This window comes from Falsiroseomonas sp. E2-1-a4 (assembly GCF_051433165.1).
Taxonomy (GTDB): domain Bacteria; phylum Pseudomonadota; class Alphaproteobacteria; order Acetobacterales; family Acetobacteraceae; genus Falsiroseomonas.
On record NZ_JBHMFS010000006.1, the window covers coordinates 146,976 to 162,638 of the forward strand.

Here is a 15,663-nt window from a genome sequence, read left to right on the forward strand (position 1 = left end):
TACGCCTGATCTGAAAATGCTTTAGGAACGCGCCATGCGCCTTACCGCCCGAGCCCTGCTGCTGCTGTCCACCCTGGCCAGCGCGCCCATCCTGACCCTTCCCGCCCCTGTGCTCGCCCAGGCGGCCGGGCAGCAGGTCAATCGCATCGTCGCCGTGATCAACGGGGACATTGTCACCCAGGCCGATGTCGATGGCCGGCGACGGCTGTTCGCGCTGAATGCCGGGCTGAACATGACGCCCCAGGTGCTCGAACGCCTGACCCCGCAGGTGACGCGCCTGCTGGTCGATGAGCGCCTGCGGGTGCAGGAAGTGCAGCGCCGCCGCATTCCGGTGACGGATGCCGACATCGCCGGCGCCGTGGCCGAGCTGGAGCGCCGCAACGGCCTGCCCGCCGGCGCCCTGGTGGCCCAGCTGCGCCGCGCCGGGGTGGAACCCCGCGTGCTGTATGACCAGCTTCGGGTGCAGATCGGCTGGGCGCGGCTGGTGCGCCAGTTGCTCGGCCCGCAGGCGGAACCCTCCGAGGCCGCGGTGGCGGAGCTCATCGCCTCCCAGCGCGCCCGCACCGGGCAGCCCGAATTCCTGGTCAGCGAGATCTTCGTGCCAGTGGACGACCCGGCCGAGGAGCCGGAAGTGCGGACCTTCGTCGATGAGGTGGTGAGCCAGCTCCGCCGCGGTGTGCCCTTCCCGGTGGCGGCGACGCAGTTCAGCCAGGCGCAGACGGCGCTGCAGGGCGGCGACCTCGGCTGGGTGGGGGCGGAGGCGCTGGACCAGGAAGTGGCGGAGGTGGTGCGCCAGATGCCGCCCGGCGCCATCGCCAACCCGATCCGCGTCCCCGGCGGCTTCCAGATCGTGGCGCTGCGCCAGCGGCGGGAAGTGGGGCGCGACATGGCAACCGTCCTGACGCTGCGTCAGGCCTTCTTCCCCTTCACCGGGCAGCTCGACCCGAACAACCCGACGCAGCAGCAGATCCAGACGGTGGAACGCGCCCGCGCCCTGTCCAACTCCGCGCGAAGCTGCGAGGCGGTGGAGGCGGCCGCCCGCGCCGGCGGCAGCGGGCGGGACCCCAACCCTGGCGAGGTCAGGCTGGAAGGCGTGCAGCCGCCGGCGCTGCGCCAGTTGATTGGCGGGCTTCAGCCCGGCCGGGCCAGCCAGCCGGTGATCGCGCCCGATGGCGTCGCCATCATCATGGTCTGCACGCGGGAAACACGGAACCAGGCGGAGCTGACGCCGGATGCCGCCCGCGCCCAGTTGCTGCGCGACCGTGCCGAGCTGCTCTCCCGCCAGGTGCAGCGCGACCTGCGCCGCCGCGCGCAGATCGAGATGCGCAGTTGAGGCTGTCGCCTCAACTGCTGTTTTTCAGCCTTCAGGCGCCAGGCGCCGCCTCCGGCGGCTTGGCTCGCCGCATGGGCGGCGGGCGCCATTCGGCGCCTCGGCGGCCTGCGGCCACCGCAGGGCGTGCCCGGCGATCTTGGTCGTGAGTTTTCGGGTACCCGGCGCTGTCCAGAATGTCTGAGCTTTCGGCGCTCCCCTCCCTCCGCGACACGGTCCGCGAATACGGGCTGGATGCGCGCAAATCGCTCGGGCAGCACTTCCTGCTGGACCCGGCGATCTGCGGCCGGATCGCGGCGCTGGCCGGCGACCTGACCGGGCGGCATGTGCTGGAGGTCGGTCCCGGCCCTGGCGGATTGACGCGCGCGCTGCTGGCGACGCCGGTCGCGCATGTGTTGGCGGTAGAGCTGGACCGGCGCGCGATCGCGGCGCTGACGACGCTCGCGGCGCATTACCCCGGCCGCCTGACGGTGCAGGAGGCGGATGCGCTGGATACCGACCCGCTGGCCGAATTGCCGGCGCCGCGCCGCATCATCGCCAACCTGCCCTACAATGTCGCCACGCCCCTGCTGGTCGGCTGGCTGCGCCATGCCTCCGAAATCGAGGGCATGACCCTGATGTTCCAGCAGGAAGTGGCGGAGCGCATCTGCGCCGCACCGGGCAGCGACGCCTATGGCAGGCTCGGCGTGCTGGCGCAGTGGCGCTGCCGCGCGCAGTTTCTGCTCAGCCTGCCGCCGGGCGCGTTCAGCCCGCCGCCCAAGGTGTTCTCCGCCGTGGTCGGGCTGACGCCGCATGCGGAAGACCCCGGCCCGGCGCTGTTCGCCGCCATGGAACGCACCACCGCCGCCGCCTTCGGCCAGCGCCGCAAGATGCTGCGCGGCGCGCTCAAGCAGCTCGGGCAGGCGGAGGCGCTGCTGGAAGCCGCCGAGATCGCCGGCGACAGGCGGGCGGAGACGCTGACCATCGCGGAATTCGACCGCCTCGCCCGCGCATTGCTGGCCCGCGAGGCCTCTGCCGGGGTTGCCTGACAAGCTGGCAGCGGGTTTGGTGCGCCCGGGACGCCAGGAGAAACGCGCCATGCTGCCACCCGATGACCAGCTCACCCTCTGCTTCGCCCATGTCGCCTACCGTTTCAGCGAGCGCTACGCCCAGCGCGGCGGCAAGCTGAAGCATTTCGAGGTGCGGAGCCTGGAGGAGCTGGAGGCGCGGCTGCCGGAGGCGGATGTGCTGCTGGTCTCCGGCATGTGGCGCAACCACCTGGCGGCGAAGGCGCCGCGGCTGAAGTTCATCCAGTCCATCAGCGCCGGCGTCGACCAGTACGACAAGGCGGTGCTGGCCGGGGCCGGCATCCGCCTCGCCTCGGCGCAGGGCGCGAACGCCAATGCGGTGTCCGAACACGCCATGTCGCTGATTCTGGCGCAGGCACGGCTGCTGCCGCAGGCGCGCGACAACCAGGTGAAGCAGCATTGGCGTGGCATGATCGGCGACCTGACCCAGCGCGAGGATGAGCTTGGCGGCAAGACTCTGCTGGTGGTCGGCATCGGCCGCATCGGCGGGCGGCTGGCCCGCCTCGCCAAGGCCTTCGACATGAAGGTGGTGGGCCTGCGGCAGGACCCGTCCAAGGGCAGCGAGGGTGCGGATGAAATCCACGGCATGGATGCGCTGCACGCGCAGCTCGGCCGCGCCGACATCGTGGCGCTGACCTGCGCGCTGACGCCGGAGACGCGCGGCCTGATGAATGCCGCCGCCTTCGCCGCCATGAAGCCGGGTGCCACGCTGGTGAATGTGGCGCGCGGCGCGGTGTGCGACGAAGCGGCGCTGATCGCGGCACTCGCCTCCGGCCAGCTTGGCCAGGCGGCGCTGGATGTGACGGCGGAGGAGCCGCTGACCGGCGCCAGCCCGCTCTGGGCCATGCCGAACGTCTTCATCACGCCGCATACCGGGGGCGAGACGCGGGCCTATGAGGGCAATGTGCTGGACCTGCTGGAAGCCAACCTGCCCCGCCTGCGGGCCGGGGAGAAGCTGGTCAACCAGGTGGTGTGACGGGTTGCGCCGGAGGCATGGCCGCCACGCGGTATGTATCCGGCTGGCCTGCCAAATGCGGCCGGGGCGGCGTCTTGCCTTGATTTCCCGGCCATTGCGGCGCATATGCGCTGCATCCCGCCCGGCCCCGCCAAGCGCCCGTCATTGCGCCTGTGGGGCGCCCCCGCCGAATGCGCGTCCCTGCGGGGATGCGTGCAGGTGGCGGGCAGGTCCGAGGCATGCAGAGAACCAAGCACGTTGAGCGATCATAGCGACGCGACCGCCCCGCGCGCGGCCGAGACCGAACACACCACCGCCCCGGCCGAAGCCGGCATCCCCGCGACGGAAACGTCCGCGGTGGCTGCGCCTGCGGAGGCTGCGGACGCGGCCCCCGCGCCGCGCAAGCGCCGGGCACCAAGCGCCAAGACCCCGGCGGCCCGCACCGCCAAGGCGGAAGCTGGCACGGAGGCGGAGCCCGCACCCGCACGCAAGCCCAGGACACGCAAGGCCGCCGCGCCCAAGGCCGAAGCACCCCTGCTCGCAGAGGCGCCGGCCGCCGAACCGGCAGCGGAGCCCGTCGCCGAGATCTCGGCGCCGGAGTCCGTTGTGGCGCCGGCCTCGGAAACGGCTCAGCCCGTGGCGGAAACGCCGGTGGCCGAGCCTGTTGCCGAAAGCCCTGCGCTGACCGAGGCCGAGGCCGAAGCCGCCAAGGATGAGGCGGAGGAAGCCGCGAGCTGGGCCGCGGAGGAACCGCCGCGCACGACCTTCACTGATCTCGGCCTGTCCGAGCCGATCCTGCGGGCTGTTGCCGAGACCGGCTACCTGCACCCGACGCCGATTCAGGAACAGGCGATCCCGATAATCCTGATGGGCCGGGACGTGCTGGGCTGCGCGCAGACCGGCACCGGCAAGACCGCCGGCTTCACCCTGCCGATGCTCGACATCCTGGCCGGGTCCCGGGCCAAGGCGCGCATGCCGCGGTCCTTGATCCTGGAGCCGACGCGCGAGCTGGCGCTGCAGGTTGCCGAGAACTTCGTGAAGTACGGCAAGCACCTGAACCTGAATCATGCCCTGCTGATTGGCGGCGAGAGCATGAACGACCAGCGCGACGTGCTCGAAAAGGGCGTGGACGTGCTGATCGCGACGCCGGGCCGGTTGCTCGACCTGTTCGATCGCGGCCGCATCCTGCTGGCCGACTGCAAGGTGCTCGTCATCGACGAGGCCGATCGCATGCTGGACATGGGCTTCATCCCGGATGTCGAGCGCATCGTTTCCATGCTGCCGCGCATGCGCCAGACGCTGTTCTTCTCCGCCACCATGGCGCCCGAGATCCGGCGCCTGGCCGATGCCTTCCTGCAGAACCCGCGCGAGATCACCGTCTCCGCCCCCGCGACCGTCGCTTCCACCATCACCACAGGCCTCGTCTGGGTGCGGGAGCATGAGAAGCGGGAGGCGCTGCGCCAGCTTCTGAACAAGGAAGACGTGCAGAACGCGCTGATCTTCTGCAACCGCAAGGTCGAGGTCGACGTCCTCTATAAGTCGCTGAAGAAGCACGGCTTCTCGGTTGGCGCGCTGCATGGCGACCTGGAGCAGTCGGTGCGCTTCGCGACGCTGAACCGCTTCAAGGCGAATGAGGTCCAGCTTCTGGTGTGCAGCGATGTGGCGGCGCGTGGCCTCGACATCGGCGGGCTCAGCCATGTCTTCAACTTCGACGTGCCCTTCCATGCCGAGGACTATGTCCACCGCATCGGCCGCACCGGTCGCGCGGGGCGCGAGGGCAAGGCCTATTCGCTGGCCGTGCCCGAGGATGCGAAATCCGTCGCCGCGATCGAGCGCCTGACCGGCAAGCCGATTCCGCGCATGGAAATCGCGGGTCTGGAGCCGGTGACGGCCGAGGAAATCGAGGAAGGCGCCAAGGCCCGCCGTGGCCGGGGCGGCCGCGCCGCGCCGGGTGGGCGTGAGGCTGCTGGTGGCAAGGGCCGTGGGCGTGGCCGGGGCGAAGCGCCGCGCCGTGACGCGCCGCCGCCGCGTGCCGAGGAGGCCGTGCGCGCCGAGCGTCCGCCGCGGGAGGATCGCGGCCCACGCCGTGATGCCCGCCCGCCGCGGGACGAGGCAGCCCCGCCACGTGAGGAAGCCCGTCCGCCGCGCGGCGAGGCACGTCCGCCGCGCGACGAGGCACGTCCGCCACGTGAGGATGCGCGTCCGCCGCGTGACGAGGCGCGTCCGCGCCGTGGGGACACGAAGCGTGAGGAGCCGCAGTCACTGGAGGCGCGCCGCGAGGAATTCCGGCGCGAACGCCGGGAAGACCGCGAGGCCGGTCCCTCCCCTCTCGGCTTCGGCGATACGGTACCGGCATTCATGCTGCTGAGCGTGCCGAAGCCGCGGCGCGATCCTGGCTCGGATGCCGAGGCGGCCTGAACGGCTCGCCTTGAATTGGTTGCCGCGCGGTTGCCGGATGCCGGGGACCGCGCCAGATTAGGTAAGCGGGACCTTCGGGTTCCGGCCAGCCCTTTCCGTATCTCGGGCCCTTACCCTGGCTTTGCCGGATACGAGGCCGCCCCCAGGAGGAAGCCATGAACGTCGTTACCCCGGTGCCCAGCAGCGCAGGCGCACCCATCGAGGCCCAAGGCACGGCCAAGGCATCCGGCAAGTCCAGCTTCACCTGGGACGATCCCCTGCTGCTCGACCTGGAGCTGTCGGAAGACGAGCGCATGATCCGCGATGCGGCGCGCGACTTCTGCCAGGAAAAGCTGATGCCGCGCGTGCTCATGGCCAACCGGAACGAGAGTTTCGACCGGGAAATCATGAACGAGTTCGGCGAGATGGGCTTTTTGGGCGCGACGCTCGAGGGCTATGGCTGCGCAGGCGTGAACTACGTCTCCTACGGGCTGATCTCCCGCGAGGTGGAGCGGGTCGATAGCGGCTACCGTTCCGCTTTCTCGGTGCAGTCGTCCCTGGTCATGTACCCGATCCACGCCTTCGGCTCCGAAGAGCAGAAGCAGAAGTTTCTGCCGAAGCTGCGGACCGGCGAGTGGGTGGGCTGCTTCGGCCTGACCGAGCCGGATGCGGGCTCCGACCCCTCCTCCATGCGCACCCGCGCCAAGAAGGTGGATGGCGGCTACCTGGTCAGCGGTTCCAAGACCTGGATCACCAATTCGCCCATCGCCGACGTGGCGGTGGTCTGGGCCAAGGACGACGAGGGCATCCTGCGCGGGTTCCTGCTGGAGCGCGGCATGAAGGGACTTTCCTTCCCGAAAATTGAAGGAAAATTCAGCCTGCGCGCCTCCGTCACCGGCATGATCATGATGGATGAGGTCTTTGTGCCGGAGGAGAACAAGCTCCCCGGCGTGAAGTCGCTCGCCGGCCCCTTCTCCTGCCTCAACCGGGCGCGCTACGGCATCGCCTGGGGGGCGCTGGGCGCTGCCGAATTCTGCTGGCATGCGGCGCGAACCTACACGCTGGAGCGCAAGATGTTCGGCCGTCCGCTGGCGCAGACTCAGCTGGTGCAGAAGAAGCTGGCTGACATGCAGACCGAGATCACGCTAGGCCTGCACGCCGTGCTGCGCGTCGGCCGGCTGTTCGACGAGCACAAGGTCGCGCCGGAGATGATCTCCCTGGTCAAGCGCAACAATTGCGGCAAGTCGCTGGATATCGCGCGCATGTCGCGGGACATGCATGGCGGCAACGGGATCGTCGACGAGTATCACGTGATCCGTCACGTCATGAACCTGGAGACGGTGAACACCTATGAGGGCACGCATGACGTCCATGCGCTGATCCTCGGCCGCGCCCAGACCGGCCTGAACGCCTTCGGCGGCTGAAACGAAACGAAACCCCGGTTGCTGCGTCGCAGTAACCGGGGTTACGCTTTGGGCATCAGGAGTATCCCAGATGCCCACACGTCGCGCCCTCGGCGCTGCCGCCCTTACCCTGCTTGCTGCCCCCGCGGTCCATGCCCAGGGCGCCTGGCCGAACCGGCAGGTGCGGCTGCTTGTGGGCTTCGCGCCGGGCGGCTTCACGGACATCGTCGCCCGCGCCATCGCGGAGCAATACACCGCCATCCTCGGCCAGAATTTCGTGGTGGAGAACCGCTCCGGCGCCTCCGGCACGATTGCCGCGGATGCGGTGGCCAAGGCGCCGGCGGATGGCTCCGTGCTGCTGCTGGGCCACTCCACGCCGAATGCGGTGGCCGCCGCGCTGTTCTCCAACCTGCCCTATGACCCGCTGAATGATCTGACGGCGGTGGCGCAACTGGCCGTGCACCCGCATCTGCTGGTGGTGCCGGCTGCATCCCCCTTCCGCAGCACGGCGGCGCTGATCGAGGCGGCGCGGGTGCGGCCGGGAGCGATTTCCTACTGCTCCGCCGGGATCGGGTCCGTCCACCACACGGCCTGTTCCATGCTGGCGCAGCGGGCCGGGGTGGAGTTCACCCATGTGCCCTATCGCGGCAGCGCGCCCGCCATGGCGGATCTGATCGCCGGGCGGGTGGACATGACGATCGAGGGCATCAATACGGTGGGCCCGATGATCGCCGATGGGCGGCTGCGCCCGCTGGCCGCCGGCACGCTGGCGCGCATCGGCCCGCTGCCCGATCTGACGACGCTGCAGGAACAGGGCTATGGCGATATCGATGCGCAGAGCTGGGTCGGCATCTTCGGCCCGGCCGGGCTGCCGGCGGAGGTGGTGACGAAGCTCGGCGCGGCGTCCGACCAGGCGATGGGCGCACCGGCTTTCCAGCGCATCCTGACCACAGGCGGGTCCATCCCCGCCAGCCGCCGCGGCGCCGAATTCCGCGCCTTCCTGGCGATGGAGATCGAGCGCTACAAGGCGGTGCTGGGGGATGGGAAGATCGCGCTGTAGCGGCGCATCAACCCGCGCGGACGGTGATGGCGGTCACATTGTCCCGCGCGCCATTGGCGAGAGCGGCCTGCAACAGCAACTCCGCGCCAAAGCCATCGGCCAGCATGCGGCCGATCTCGGCCTCCGGCACCGCTTTGAACAGGCCATCGCTGCACAGCAGGAACAGGTCGCCCGGGGCCAGGCGGGCGCTGGTCTTGTCCAGCTCCAGCGCGCCCTCCGCCCCCACCGCGCGGGTGATGATGTTGGCCTGGGGGTGGGACTCGGCCTCATCCTCCCGCAGCACGCCCTGGTCCACTAGGTCCTGCACCAGGCTGTGGTCGCGGGTCAGGCGGGTGAAGGCGCCGTCGCGCAGCAGGTAAATGCGGCTGTCACCCACCCAGAGGCAGGCGAAATGCCCGCCGCGGGCCAGCAGCACCACCAGCGTCGTCGCGATCATCCGGCCCGGCCCGGCCTGGGCCGCCTGGTGCTGCAATTCCGCATGCACGGCAGTGATCCGCAGCCGCACCTGCGCCAGCATTTCGGCCGCCGAGAGCGCCGGGGGCAGGTCCTGCAGCGCGGCGACCACGGCGGCGGAGGCCACATCGCCGGCGCCATGCCCACCCGCGCCATCGGCCACCGCCCAGAGCCCGACATCGGGGCGGTCCAGCAAGGCATCCTCGTTGCGATGCCGCACCGCGCCGGGGTGGGTGGCGGCCTCGCTGGTCAATGCGCCCTTCATCCCCCGCCCTCCAGCAGCACACGGAACAGCATCGGCGGTGGCAGGGCCGGCAGCGGCCAGTGGTGCTCGGGTGTCAGCCACCAGCCTTCCTCGGGTGCTGCGCCCTCCGCCCAGGGTTCGGGCAGGGCGGCCAGCAGCGTATCGGCATCCTGGCCGAGCGCACGGGCCTGCTGGCCGGCGGCGTGCAGTTGATCGAACCAGGCCTCCGCGGGAGGCGGGGCGTGGTCGGGCAGAAGCGCCGCCAGGGTCAGCGGGTAGCGGCGGCCGACCATGTCCTCGCTCGCCAAAATCACCCCGGCAACACGGGATGTGCCGCAGGCGCCGGCTGGCAGCAGGAAGCGCCAGGCGGGGGCGGCTTCCCAGGCGGCGGCGAATTCCGCCTCGCCCAGATCGTCGCGCAGGGCCGAAAGCCCGGCTTGCAGCCATTCGTCCCAGGGCAGGGCAAAATCCTCCGGCAGCGCGCGCCGCAGGAAATCGCCATGCGCCGGCAGCTTACCGAGGAAACCGGGGGGCATGTCAGGCGCCCGGCCGGATCATGGCGCCAGCGCCGGGCAACGGAAATCCTGCAACTCACGCAGCCCGAAGGGATGCATGATGGAGGAGGCGCGCAGCTCGAACTCCGCGCGCCGGTCGCCATGCTGCACCGTCAGGCGTAGCCGGTCCGCCGCGCGGGTCGTGGTCAGCCGGCCGCGCGAGACCAGACGCATCGCCGCCCAGGCGCCATCGGTGGCCAGCGGCCCGGCGGAGCTGGGTGGGTCGAAGGTGAGCGTGATGCCGCCGCGCGCCGGCCATTGCATCGGGATGGGGCGGCTGGTGGCGCCTTCGCCTGCCAGCACCACGCGGTTGCCCTCCACCTCCAGCACCGCGACGGTGGCGCCGGGGTCAATGCCGAGCGGCACCAGCTCGAAGCGCAGCCCCATGGCGGCCCCGGCGGCACCGGCCGGCCAGAAGGCGTCGCGGATGGCGGCGGCGCGCTGGAATTGCAGCAGATCCGCCGGGGTGACGGGCGGCACCAGGCCATCGGCGGCCACCGGCCGCCAGGGGCGCTGGGTGGTGTCGACGAAGTTGCGCAGATGCTGGGCGAAGAACTGGTCGAAGACGCCACCCGGGCCGAACAGCCGGACGAAATCATCATAGGGTGTGTCGGCGGCGGAAATCGTCTGGCGGAACGGGAAGCGCGTCTCCAGCCCTCGGCAGAAGGGCGCCAGCGCCGCGCCGCCCGCCGCCGCGATGGCGGCGCGTGCGCCGCCGCTGCGGGCGGTGGCGGTGGACAGCGACAGGGTGGTCAGCCAGCGGGAGAGTGGCTCGGGCGCGCGCTGCGCCTCCGCCGCCAGGCGCTGGCCGGGGTCGAGGCCGATGCTGGGGGGAATGACCGTGCCGGGTGGGGAGGACACGACGCGCGCCACCTGCACATACAGCTCGTTCACGATGGCCAGGATGGCGTCCAGCGGCTGGCCTGCGACCTCCCGCAGCGGCTTGAAGCGCTCCTCCACGATGGTTGCGACCGGGGCGGCGGAGGAAGGCTGCAAGGCGGCGCCGACCGCGGCGGCGAGGCGGCTGCTGGTCGCAGCCTGCTGCGCGGCATCAGCGGCGGCGGCGGCGCCGGGCGGCGCCTCGGGCGGCGTGCCCGGGGAAAGCTGGCGGGCGGCGCCGCGCAGCACGTCGCGCAGGGGGGAGTTGGGCGCGCCGAGCAGGTTCAGCGCCTCCGCCGCCTGGGGCAGGCTGCTGAAGGGCGGCAGCACGATGTCGGCCAGCATGGCCTGCCAGGCGCGGGCGTAATCCTCCGCATACAGGCGCAGCACCGAGGCTTCGAGCTGGCGCGGGTCGCCGGCCATGGCTGTGGCGGCCTCCGGCCCCAGCACCCAGCTTTCGGAGGCCGCTTCCAGGATGGCGCGGGGCAGTTGCGGCAGCAGCGCCTTGTGCAGCCCATCCACCGTGAACAGGCCGGGCACGGCGAGCTCCGCGATCGGGCGGCCCGAGGCGGTGGCGAACCAGCGCTGGCCGGCAACCCCCATGGCATCGCCGGGCTTCCAGGGCTGCGTGCTGTTCGCCGCCGTCCGCAGGCGGCTGTAGATGCGCTCGGCCATCGGCAGGCGGGAGAAGATGCGCCGCGCCTGGTCCACCAGCGCGCCATCCAGCGCGTAGCGGCTGAAATCGGTGGCGAGCAGGGCGTTCAGATGGCCGGCCAGCGCATCGCGCACCGGCGTGCCGACGGCGCCGGGGAAGGCCTGCTGCCAGTCCAGCGTCATCCATTCCTGCACCAGCGCTCGGTCCATCGGGCCGGCGCGACCGAGCATCAGGTAGATGCGGGTGGCCTCGTACAGGAATTCGGGGCGCTGCATGCCGGCGCGGATCTGGTTTTCCAGCCGGGCCAGCAGGCGCGGCAGCAGCACGCGGTCGAGCGCGTTTTCGTAGGAGAGGCCGCCGGCCTCCACCAGCTTCGCCTCCTGGCTCAGCCCGAGGCCGACGCCATCGGCGCGGGCGGCATCCGGCAGTGCGCGGGTGGCATCCAGATAGGGGATGACGCGCAGCAGCTCGTCATTCGCAGTGATGCGATCCAGCGGTAGGCCTTGCGCGGCCTGTTCGGACCGGGTGATGGCGGCTTCCAGCGCCGCGCGGCGCGTGGATTCGGCATTCACCGCGGCGTAGCCCCAGGCGCCGCCGCCGATCAGCAGCAGCAGCGCCGCGGCCCAGGCGCCGGCCTGCACCAGGCGGCCGCGCTGGGCCTGGCCGCGATCCCGTGCCGCCAGCCGCGCCTCGCCGAACACCACATCCCGCAGCAGCCGGCCGAGGAAGTAGCTGCGCCCCTTCTGGCCCATGACGGAGGCCGGGCGGCGCGGATCCAGGCCGAAGGCGCGGGAGAGTGCGCCGGTCAGCCGGTCGATCGGCGTGCCTTCCTGGGTGCCGGAGGTAAAGTAGATGCCGCGCAGGAAGGGCGCGGGGTCGAGCTTGGATCCGCCAAAGGCCGCGGTGACGAAGGCCTGCAACGGCGCTTCCAGTGAGGCGAATTGCGCCGGGAAGCCGCCGATGCGGGCGCGCTGTTCCGGGCCGCGCTCGGCCTGCAGGCGTTCCAGCAGCCGGTCCTGCAAGCGCTGGGTCAGCGCCGCGAATTCGGTTGGCAGGCTGGTGGCATGGCCCTCGGGCCCCGCCTTTTCGGGGAAGGTGACGCCCCAGACCTGGGCGCGGGTTTCCTTGTCGAGATCGTCGAAGAATTCGGAAAAACCGACAATGAGATCGGCCTTGCTGACGACGAAATAGACCGGCAGGCGCTGGCCGAGCTTCTGTTCCAGCTCCCGGATCCGGCTGCGCACGGTCTGGGCATGCGCGTCCCGCTGCGCCGCATCCAGCCGGCTGATCATATCCGCGCCGAATGCCACGACCACGCCGTTCAAAGGCTGCTTCGGCCGCTGCCGCTTCAGTAGGTCGAGGAAGCGTTCCCAGCCAGCCTTGTCCGCCTGCGCGTCCGAATCCTGGGTGGTGTAGCGGCCGGCGGTGTCGATCAGCACGGCCTGTTCCGCGATCCACCAATCGCAATTCCGCGTGCCGCCAACGCCCTTCACCCGGCCGGCAGCAAGAGGAAAATTCAGGCCGGAATTCTCGATCGCCGTGGTCTTGCCGGAGCCGGGCGGGCCGATGATGACGTACCAGGGCCGCTCATACAGATAGCCGCCCTTGCCGCCGCCGGCGGATTTCAGGGCGCCCAGCGCCTCCGCCAGCCGGGCAGAGACGGCCTGTTCCTCGGCGCTCGCGGCCTCCGCATTCGCCTTGTCCTTGGCGGCGCGCGTATCGGCCTCGGTAACGCCGGCGATCAGCCCGGCCTCCCGCTTGCGGCGGCGCATCACCACCACGAGCATCACGACGAGCCAGGCCAGCACCGGCAAAGCGGCGAGCAGGGCGAGCAGCCATAGCGCCTCGATACCCAGCAGGGCCGGGGCGAACAGCCAGATCACCGGCACCAGGATCAGCGCGCCGAACAACCCGCCCAGCGCGGGGATGGTGAGGAAGGCCTTCATCTCAGCGGACCTCCCCACGCGTCAGCACCAATTCGATGCGGCGGTTTTCCTCGCGGCCGGCGGCGGTGGCGTTGCTGGTCAGCGGTTCCGTATCGGCGCGGCCGACGGCGCTGAAGCGGCCGGGATCGGCGCTGGCGGCGGCGATGACGCGCATCGCGGCCTCGGCGCGGGCGAGCGACAAATGGTGGTTGGAGGGGAAGCGGACGGTCCGGATCGGCTGGCTGTCCGAATGGCCGTAGAGGACCACGCGGCCGCGTTCCTCCGCCATCGCCTCCGCGATGCGGTTCAGCAGCGGGAGGAAGCTTGGCTCCACGGAGCCGCTGCCGGAGCCGAACATGCCGCGGCCCTTGATTCGAATGGTCAGGCGCTGCGCGTCGCCATCCACCACGACCAGTTCCTGACGGATTTCCGGCGCGAGGAAGGTGCGGACGCGCTCGATCAGATCCGGCCGCGCGGTGGGGGGTGGTGGTGGTGGTGGCGCGGGCGGCACCGGGGGGGCGGTGCGGTCGATGCCGGGCAGCGCGCCAGGGGGCAGGCTGGCGAGGCGGGTTTGCAACCCGTCGCCTGCCGCATTCACCTGGTCCGAGGCGAAGATCCAGCCGAAGGCCAGCAGCGCCACGGCGACGGCGCCCGCCACCCAGGCCGGCACCGAGCGGCCCGGGCCGCGATGCGGCGCATCCACGCCACGCCAGCGCGGCGACAATTCGCGTTCCCAATTGCCGCGAAGCTGGACCAGAAGCTGGAACAGCCCCTCGCGGATGCGGTCCAGTTCCGCATGGCCGCGCGGCGCCAGGCGATAGCGGCCCTGGAAGCCGAGGGCCAGGCAGAGGTAGCAGATCTCCAGCGCCGGCAGGTAGCGGCCGGGGTCCTTCTGCATGCCGGCCAGCAGGTCAAAGAAGCGCTCGCCGCTGCGGACCTCCTGGTGGAAGGAGGACACCAGCGAACGGGTCGCCCAGCCGCTCGCCTGGCCCCAAGGGGTGGCGAGCGCCACATCGTCCAGCGCGGCGCACAACGCGTAATGCGCCGCGCGAAGCTGGTCGGGCGAGACCTCCAGCGCGCGGGCCTCGGCCTCGAAGGCGCGAAGGGCGCGCATGGCGCGTTCGCGGAGTTCCTCGGGGTTCGCGACCTGCGCGGCCTGCGGGCCGGCGCCGAGGCGGGCCAGCAGGTCCAGCAGCGGCGCGGCGGCGGCGGCGAGTGGCGATAGGCCAACCTTTGGCAAAGCCTCCGCTTCGCCCGCCATGCGCGGCGCGGCGGGCATCGGCCCGGCGGGCTGGGCGGGTGCGGCGGCGCGGGGTGGCGGCACCGCCCCGCCGGGTCCGCGGACCACGGTGCGGTCATTGTCGTCGGGTTCGGAGAAGGGATTGTCGCTCATGCGCGGATCGCCCAGAGCTCCATGCGCAGCCCAGGGAATTCGCCGGAGACATGAATGGCGAAGCCGCCCGAGGTCTGCATCTGCTGCCAGTGCGGACTGCCCCTATCGAGCTCGAAATAGGTGGCGCCGGCGTTGAAGGGAATCTGCCGCGGGGCGACCGGCAGCGGCCGCACGGCGATGCCGGGCAGCGCCACATTCACCAGCTCGCGGATATGCTCGACGGCGCCGATCTTCACCTGGTTCGGGAAGATTCGCCTGATCTGCTCGCTAGGAACGTCCGCCGCAACGGTCAGCACGAACTGACTGGCGCGCAGCAGGTTGCGGTCGGTGATGGCGCCGACGCGGACGCCGAAATTGCGGTCCTGCAGCGGGATGGCGACCGCATTCGTCTCCAGCACGGCGGAGAGCGAGCGGCGGAGATCGGCCACGACGGGCGCGAAGCTGCGTTGCAGATCGTCATGCCGATAGGCGGGGTAGGCCGTCGCGCGCTTGTCCGGCGCGGTGAAGGTGGCCAATTCGCCGGCCACCTGCACCAGCGCCGCGAACAGCGTTTCGGGATGCAGATTGCCCGCATCGGCCCAATGCGCGATCAACGGCTGCCAGCGGTTGATGGTCTGCAACAGCAGGAAATCCGCCACATCGGCGACGCCGCGCGCACCGGGCTGGCCGAGGCGGGCGGCCAGCGCCTCCCCCCTCTGGCCGAGCATGCCGACCAGTTCCGCCACCAAATTGTTCAGAACGGAGGCTGCGGAGACGCGCAGGCAGGGCGGGATGAAGCGGTCATCCAGCACCACGCGGCGATCCGCCTGCACCTCGACGACCCGGGCCAGGCCAAGGCAGGCATAGCCGGCGCGTTCCTCGCCCTCGAGCATGTAGCGCATGCGCAGCCGGCCGATGCCGAGCTCGGCCGCCATGGTGCTGTCACTATGGGTGTCGAAAGCCTCAAAGGCACGCAGCGTGTGGCGGGCGCGGGCGGCTTCGGGGCCGGCATCGGGGTTGGCGACCTCCGGGCTGCCGGGCTGGCGCAGCGGCAGGGCCAGGTAGACCACGGCGTTGCGCGTGCCCTCCGGCAAATCGAGCGGCAGCGGCGCGTCGGCGGTGCCGGGGATGGCGAAGGGCGTGCCATCCTCCATCACGCCCATGGCGCCGGACAGGGCAAAGCGGCCGGCTGCCAGCAAATCCCGGTCCAGCGACAATTCGGTCACGCCCCAGGGGTGGGCGCGCAGCGGCGCAGTGCGCGCCTGGAGCAGATGCTCGAAGTGCCGGTCCTGCTGCTGGAAGTGCTGCGCGCGAAGGAACATGCCTTCCTGCCAGACCACCTTGTCGTGCCAGACCATCTGCGTTCGTT

At 71.0% G+C, this 15,663-nt stretch carries 11 protein-coding genes; 6 read left to right on the top strand and 5 right to left on the bottom strand.

Annotated features, from left to right (window positions below):
- Window positions 1-34 precede the first annotated feature (34 nt).
- The 6 genes from ACFHNC_RS08845 to ACFHNC_RS08870 all read left to right on the top strand — a co-directional run bounded on the left by ACFHNC_RS08845 (window position 35) and on the right by ACFHNC_RS08870 (window position 8,212).
- Window positions 35-1,333 carry a peptidylprolyl isomerase gene (locus tag ACFHNC_RS08845; protein ID WP_437168859.1) on the top strand — a complete coding sequence of 433 codons (1,299 nt, stop codon included), beginning with the start codon at window positions 35-37 and terminating at the stop codon, window positions 1,331-1,333.
- 173 nt (window positions 1,334-1,506) lie between these two features.
- Window positions 1,507-2,358, top strand: coding sequence for a 16S rRNA (adenine(1518)-N(6)/adenine(1519)-N(6))-dimethyltransferase RsmA (gene rsmA, locus ACFHNC_RS08850; protein WP_437168860.1), 852 nt, complete (start codon window positions 1,507-1,509; stop codon window positions 2,356-2,358).
- A 49-nt stretch (window positions 2,359-2,407) separates the two neighbouring features.
- Window positions 2,408-3,373 (top strand): D-2-hydroxyacid dehydrogenase, encoded by a 966-nt coding sequence (locus ACFHNC_RS08855; protein WP_437168861.1) that lies wholly within the window; start codon window positions 2,408-2,410, stop codon window positions 3,371-3,373.
- Window positions 3,374-3,937: 564 nt separating this feature from the next.
- The gene (locus tag ACFHNC_RS08860) at window positions 3,938-5,770 is read left to right on the top strand and encodes a DEAD/DEAH box helicase (RefSeq protein ID WP_437168940.1); all 1,833 of its coding nucleotides are present in this window, start codon (window positions 3,938-3,940) and stop codon (window positions 5,768-5,770) included.
- Between the two features lie 155 nt (window positions 5,771-5,925).
- A complete protein-coding gene (locus tag ACFHNC_RS08865) occupies window positions 5,926-7,173 on the top strand; it encodes an acyl-CoA dehydrogenase (protein ID WP_437168862.1) in 1,248 nt (415 codons plus the stop codon).
- 70 nt (window positions 7,174-7,243) lie between these two features.
- A complete protein-coding gene (locus ACFHNC_RS08870; protein WP_437168863.1) occupies window positions 7,244-8,212 on the top strand; it encodes a Bug family tripartite tricarboxylate transporter substrate binding protein in 969 nt (322 codons plus the stop codon).
- 7 nt (window positions 8,213-8,219) lie between these two features.
- Here ACFHNC_RS08870 and ACFHNC_RS08875 read toward each other — a convergent pair whose 3' ends face one another.
- From ACFHNC_RS08875 to tssK, 5 genes are read right to left on the bottom strand one after another with little or no spacing between them, the layout of a single operon-like run.
- A complete protein-coding gene (locus ACFHNC_RS08875) occupies window positions 8,220-8,930 on the bottom strand; it encodes a PP2C family protein-serine/threonine phosphatase (RefSeq protein ID WP_437168864.1) in 711 nt (236 codons plus the stop codon).
- Complete coding sequence (tagF, locus tag ACFHNC_RS08880; protein WP_437168865.1) at window positions 8,927-9,445, bottom strand: type VI secretion system-associated protein TagF; 519 nt, start codon at window positions 9,443-9,445, stop codon at window positions 8,927-8,929. The genes ACFHNC_RS08875 and tagF overlap by 4 nt, the downstream gene beginning before the upstream one ends.
- Before the next feature lie 18 nt (window positions 9,446-9,463).
- A complete protein-coding gene (tssM, locus tag ACFHNC_RS08885; RefSeq protein WP_437168866.1) occupies window positions 9,464-12,943 on the bottom strand; it encodes a type VI secretion system membrane subunit TssM in 3,480 nt (1,159 codons plus the stop codon).
- A gap of 1 nt (window position 12,944) precedes the next feature.
- The gene (gene tssL, locus ACFHNC_RS08890) at window positions 12,945-14,315 is read right to left on the bottom strand and encodes a type VI secretion system protein TssL, long form (protein ID WP_437168867.1); all 1,371 of its coding nucleotides are present in this window, start codon (window positions 14,313-14,315) and stop codon (window positions 12,945-12,947) included.
- The gene (gene tssK, locus ACFHNC_RS08895; RefSeq protein ID WP_437168868.1) at window positions 14,312-15,652 is read right to left on the bottom strand and encodes a type VI secretion system baseplate subunit TssK; all 1,341 of its coding nucleotides are present in this window, start codon (window positions 15,650-15,652) and stop codon (window positions 14,312-14,314) included. The genes tssL and tssK overlap by 4 nt, the downstream gene beginning before the upstream one ends.
- Window positions 15,653-15,663: the final 11 nt, after the last annotated feature.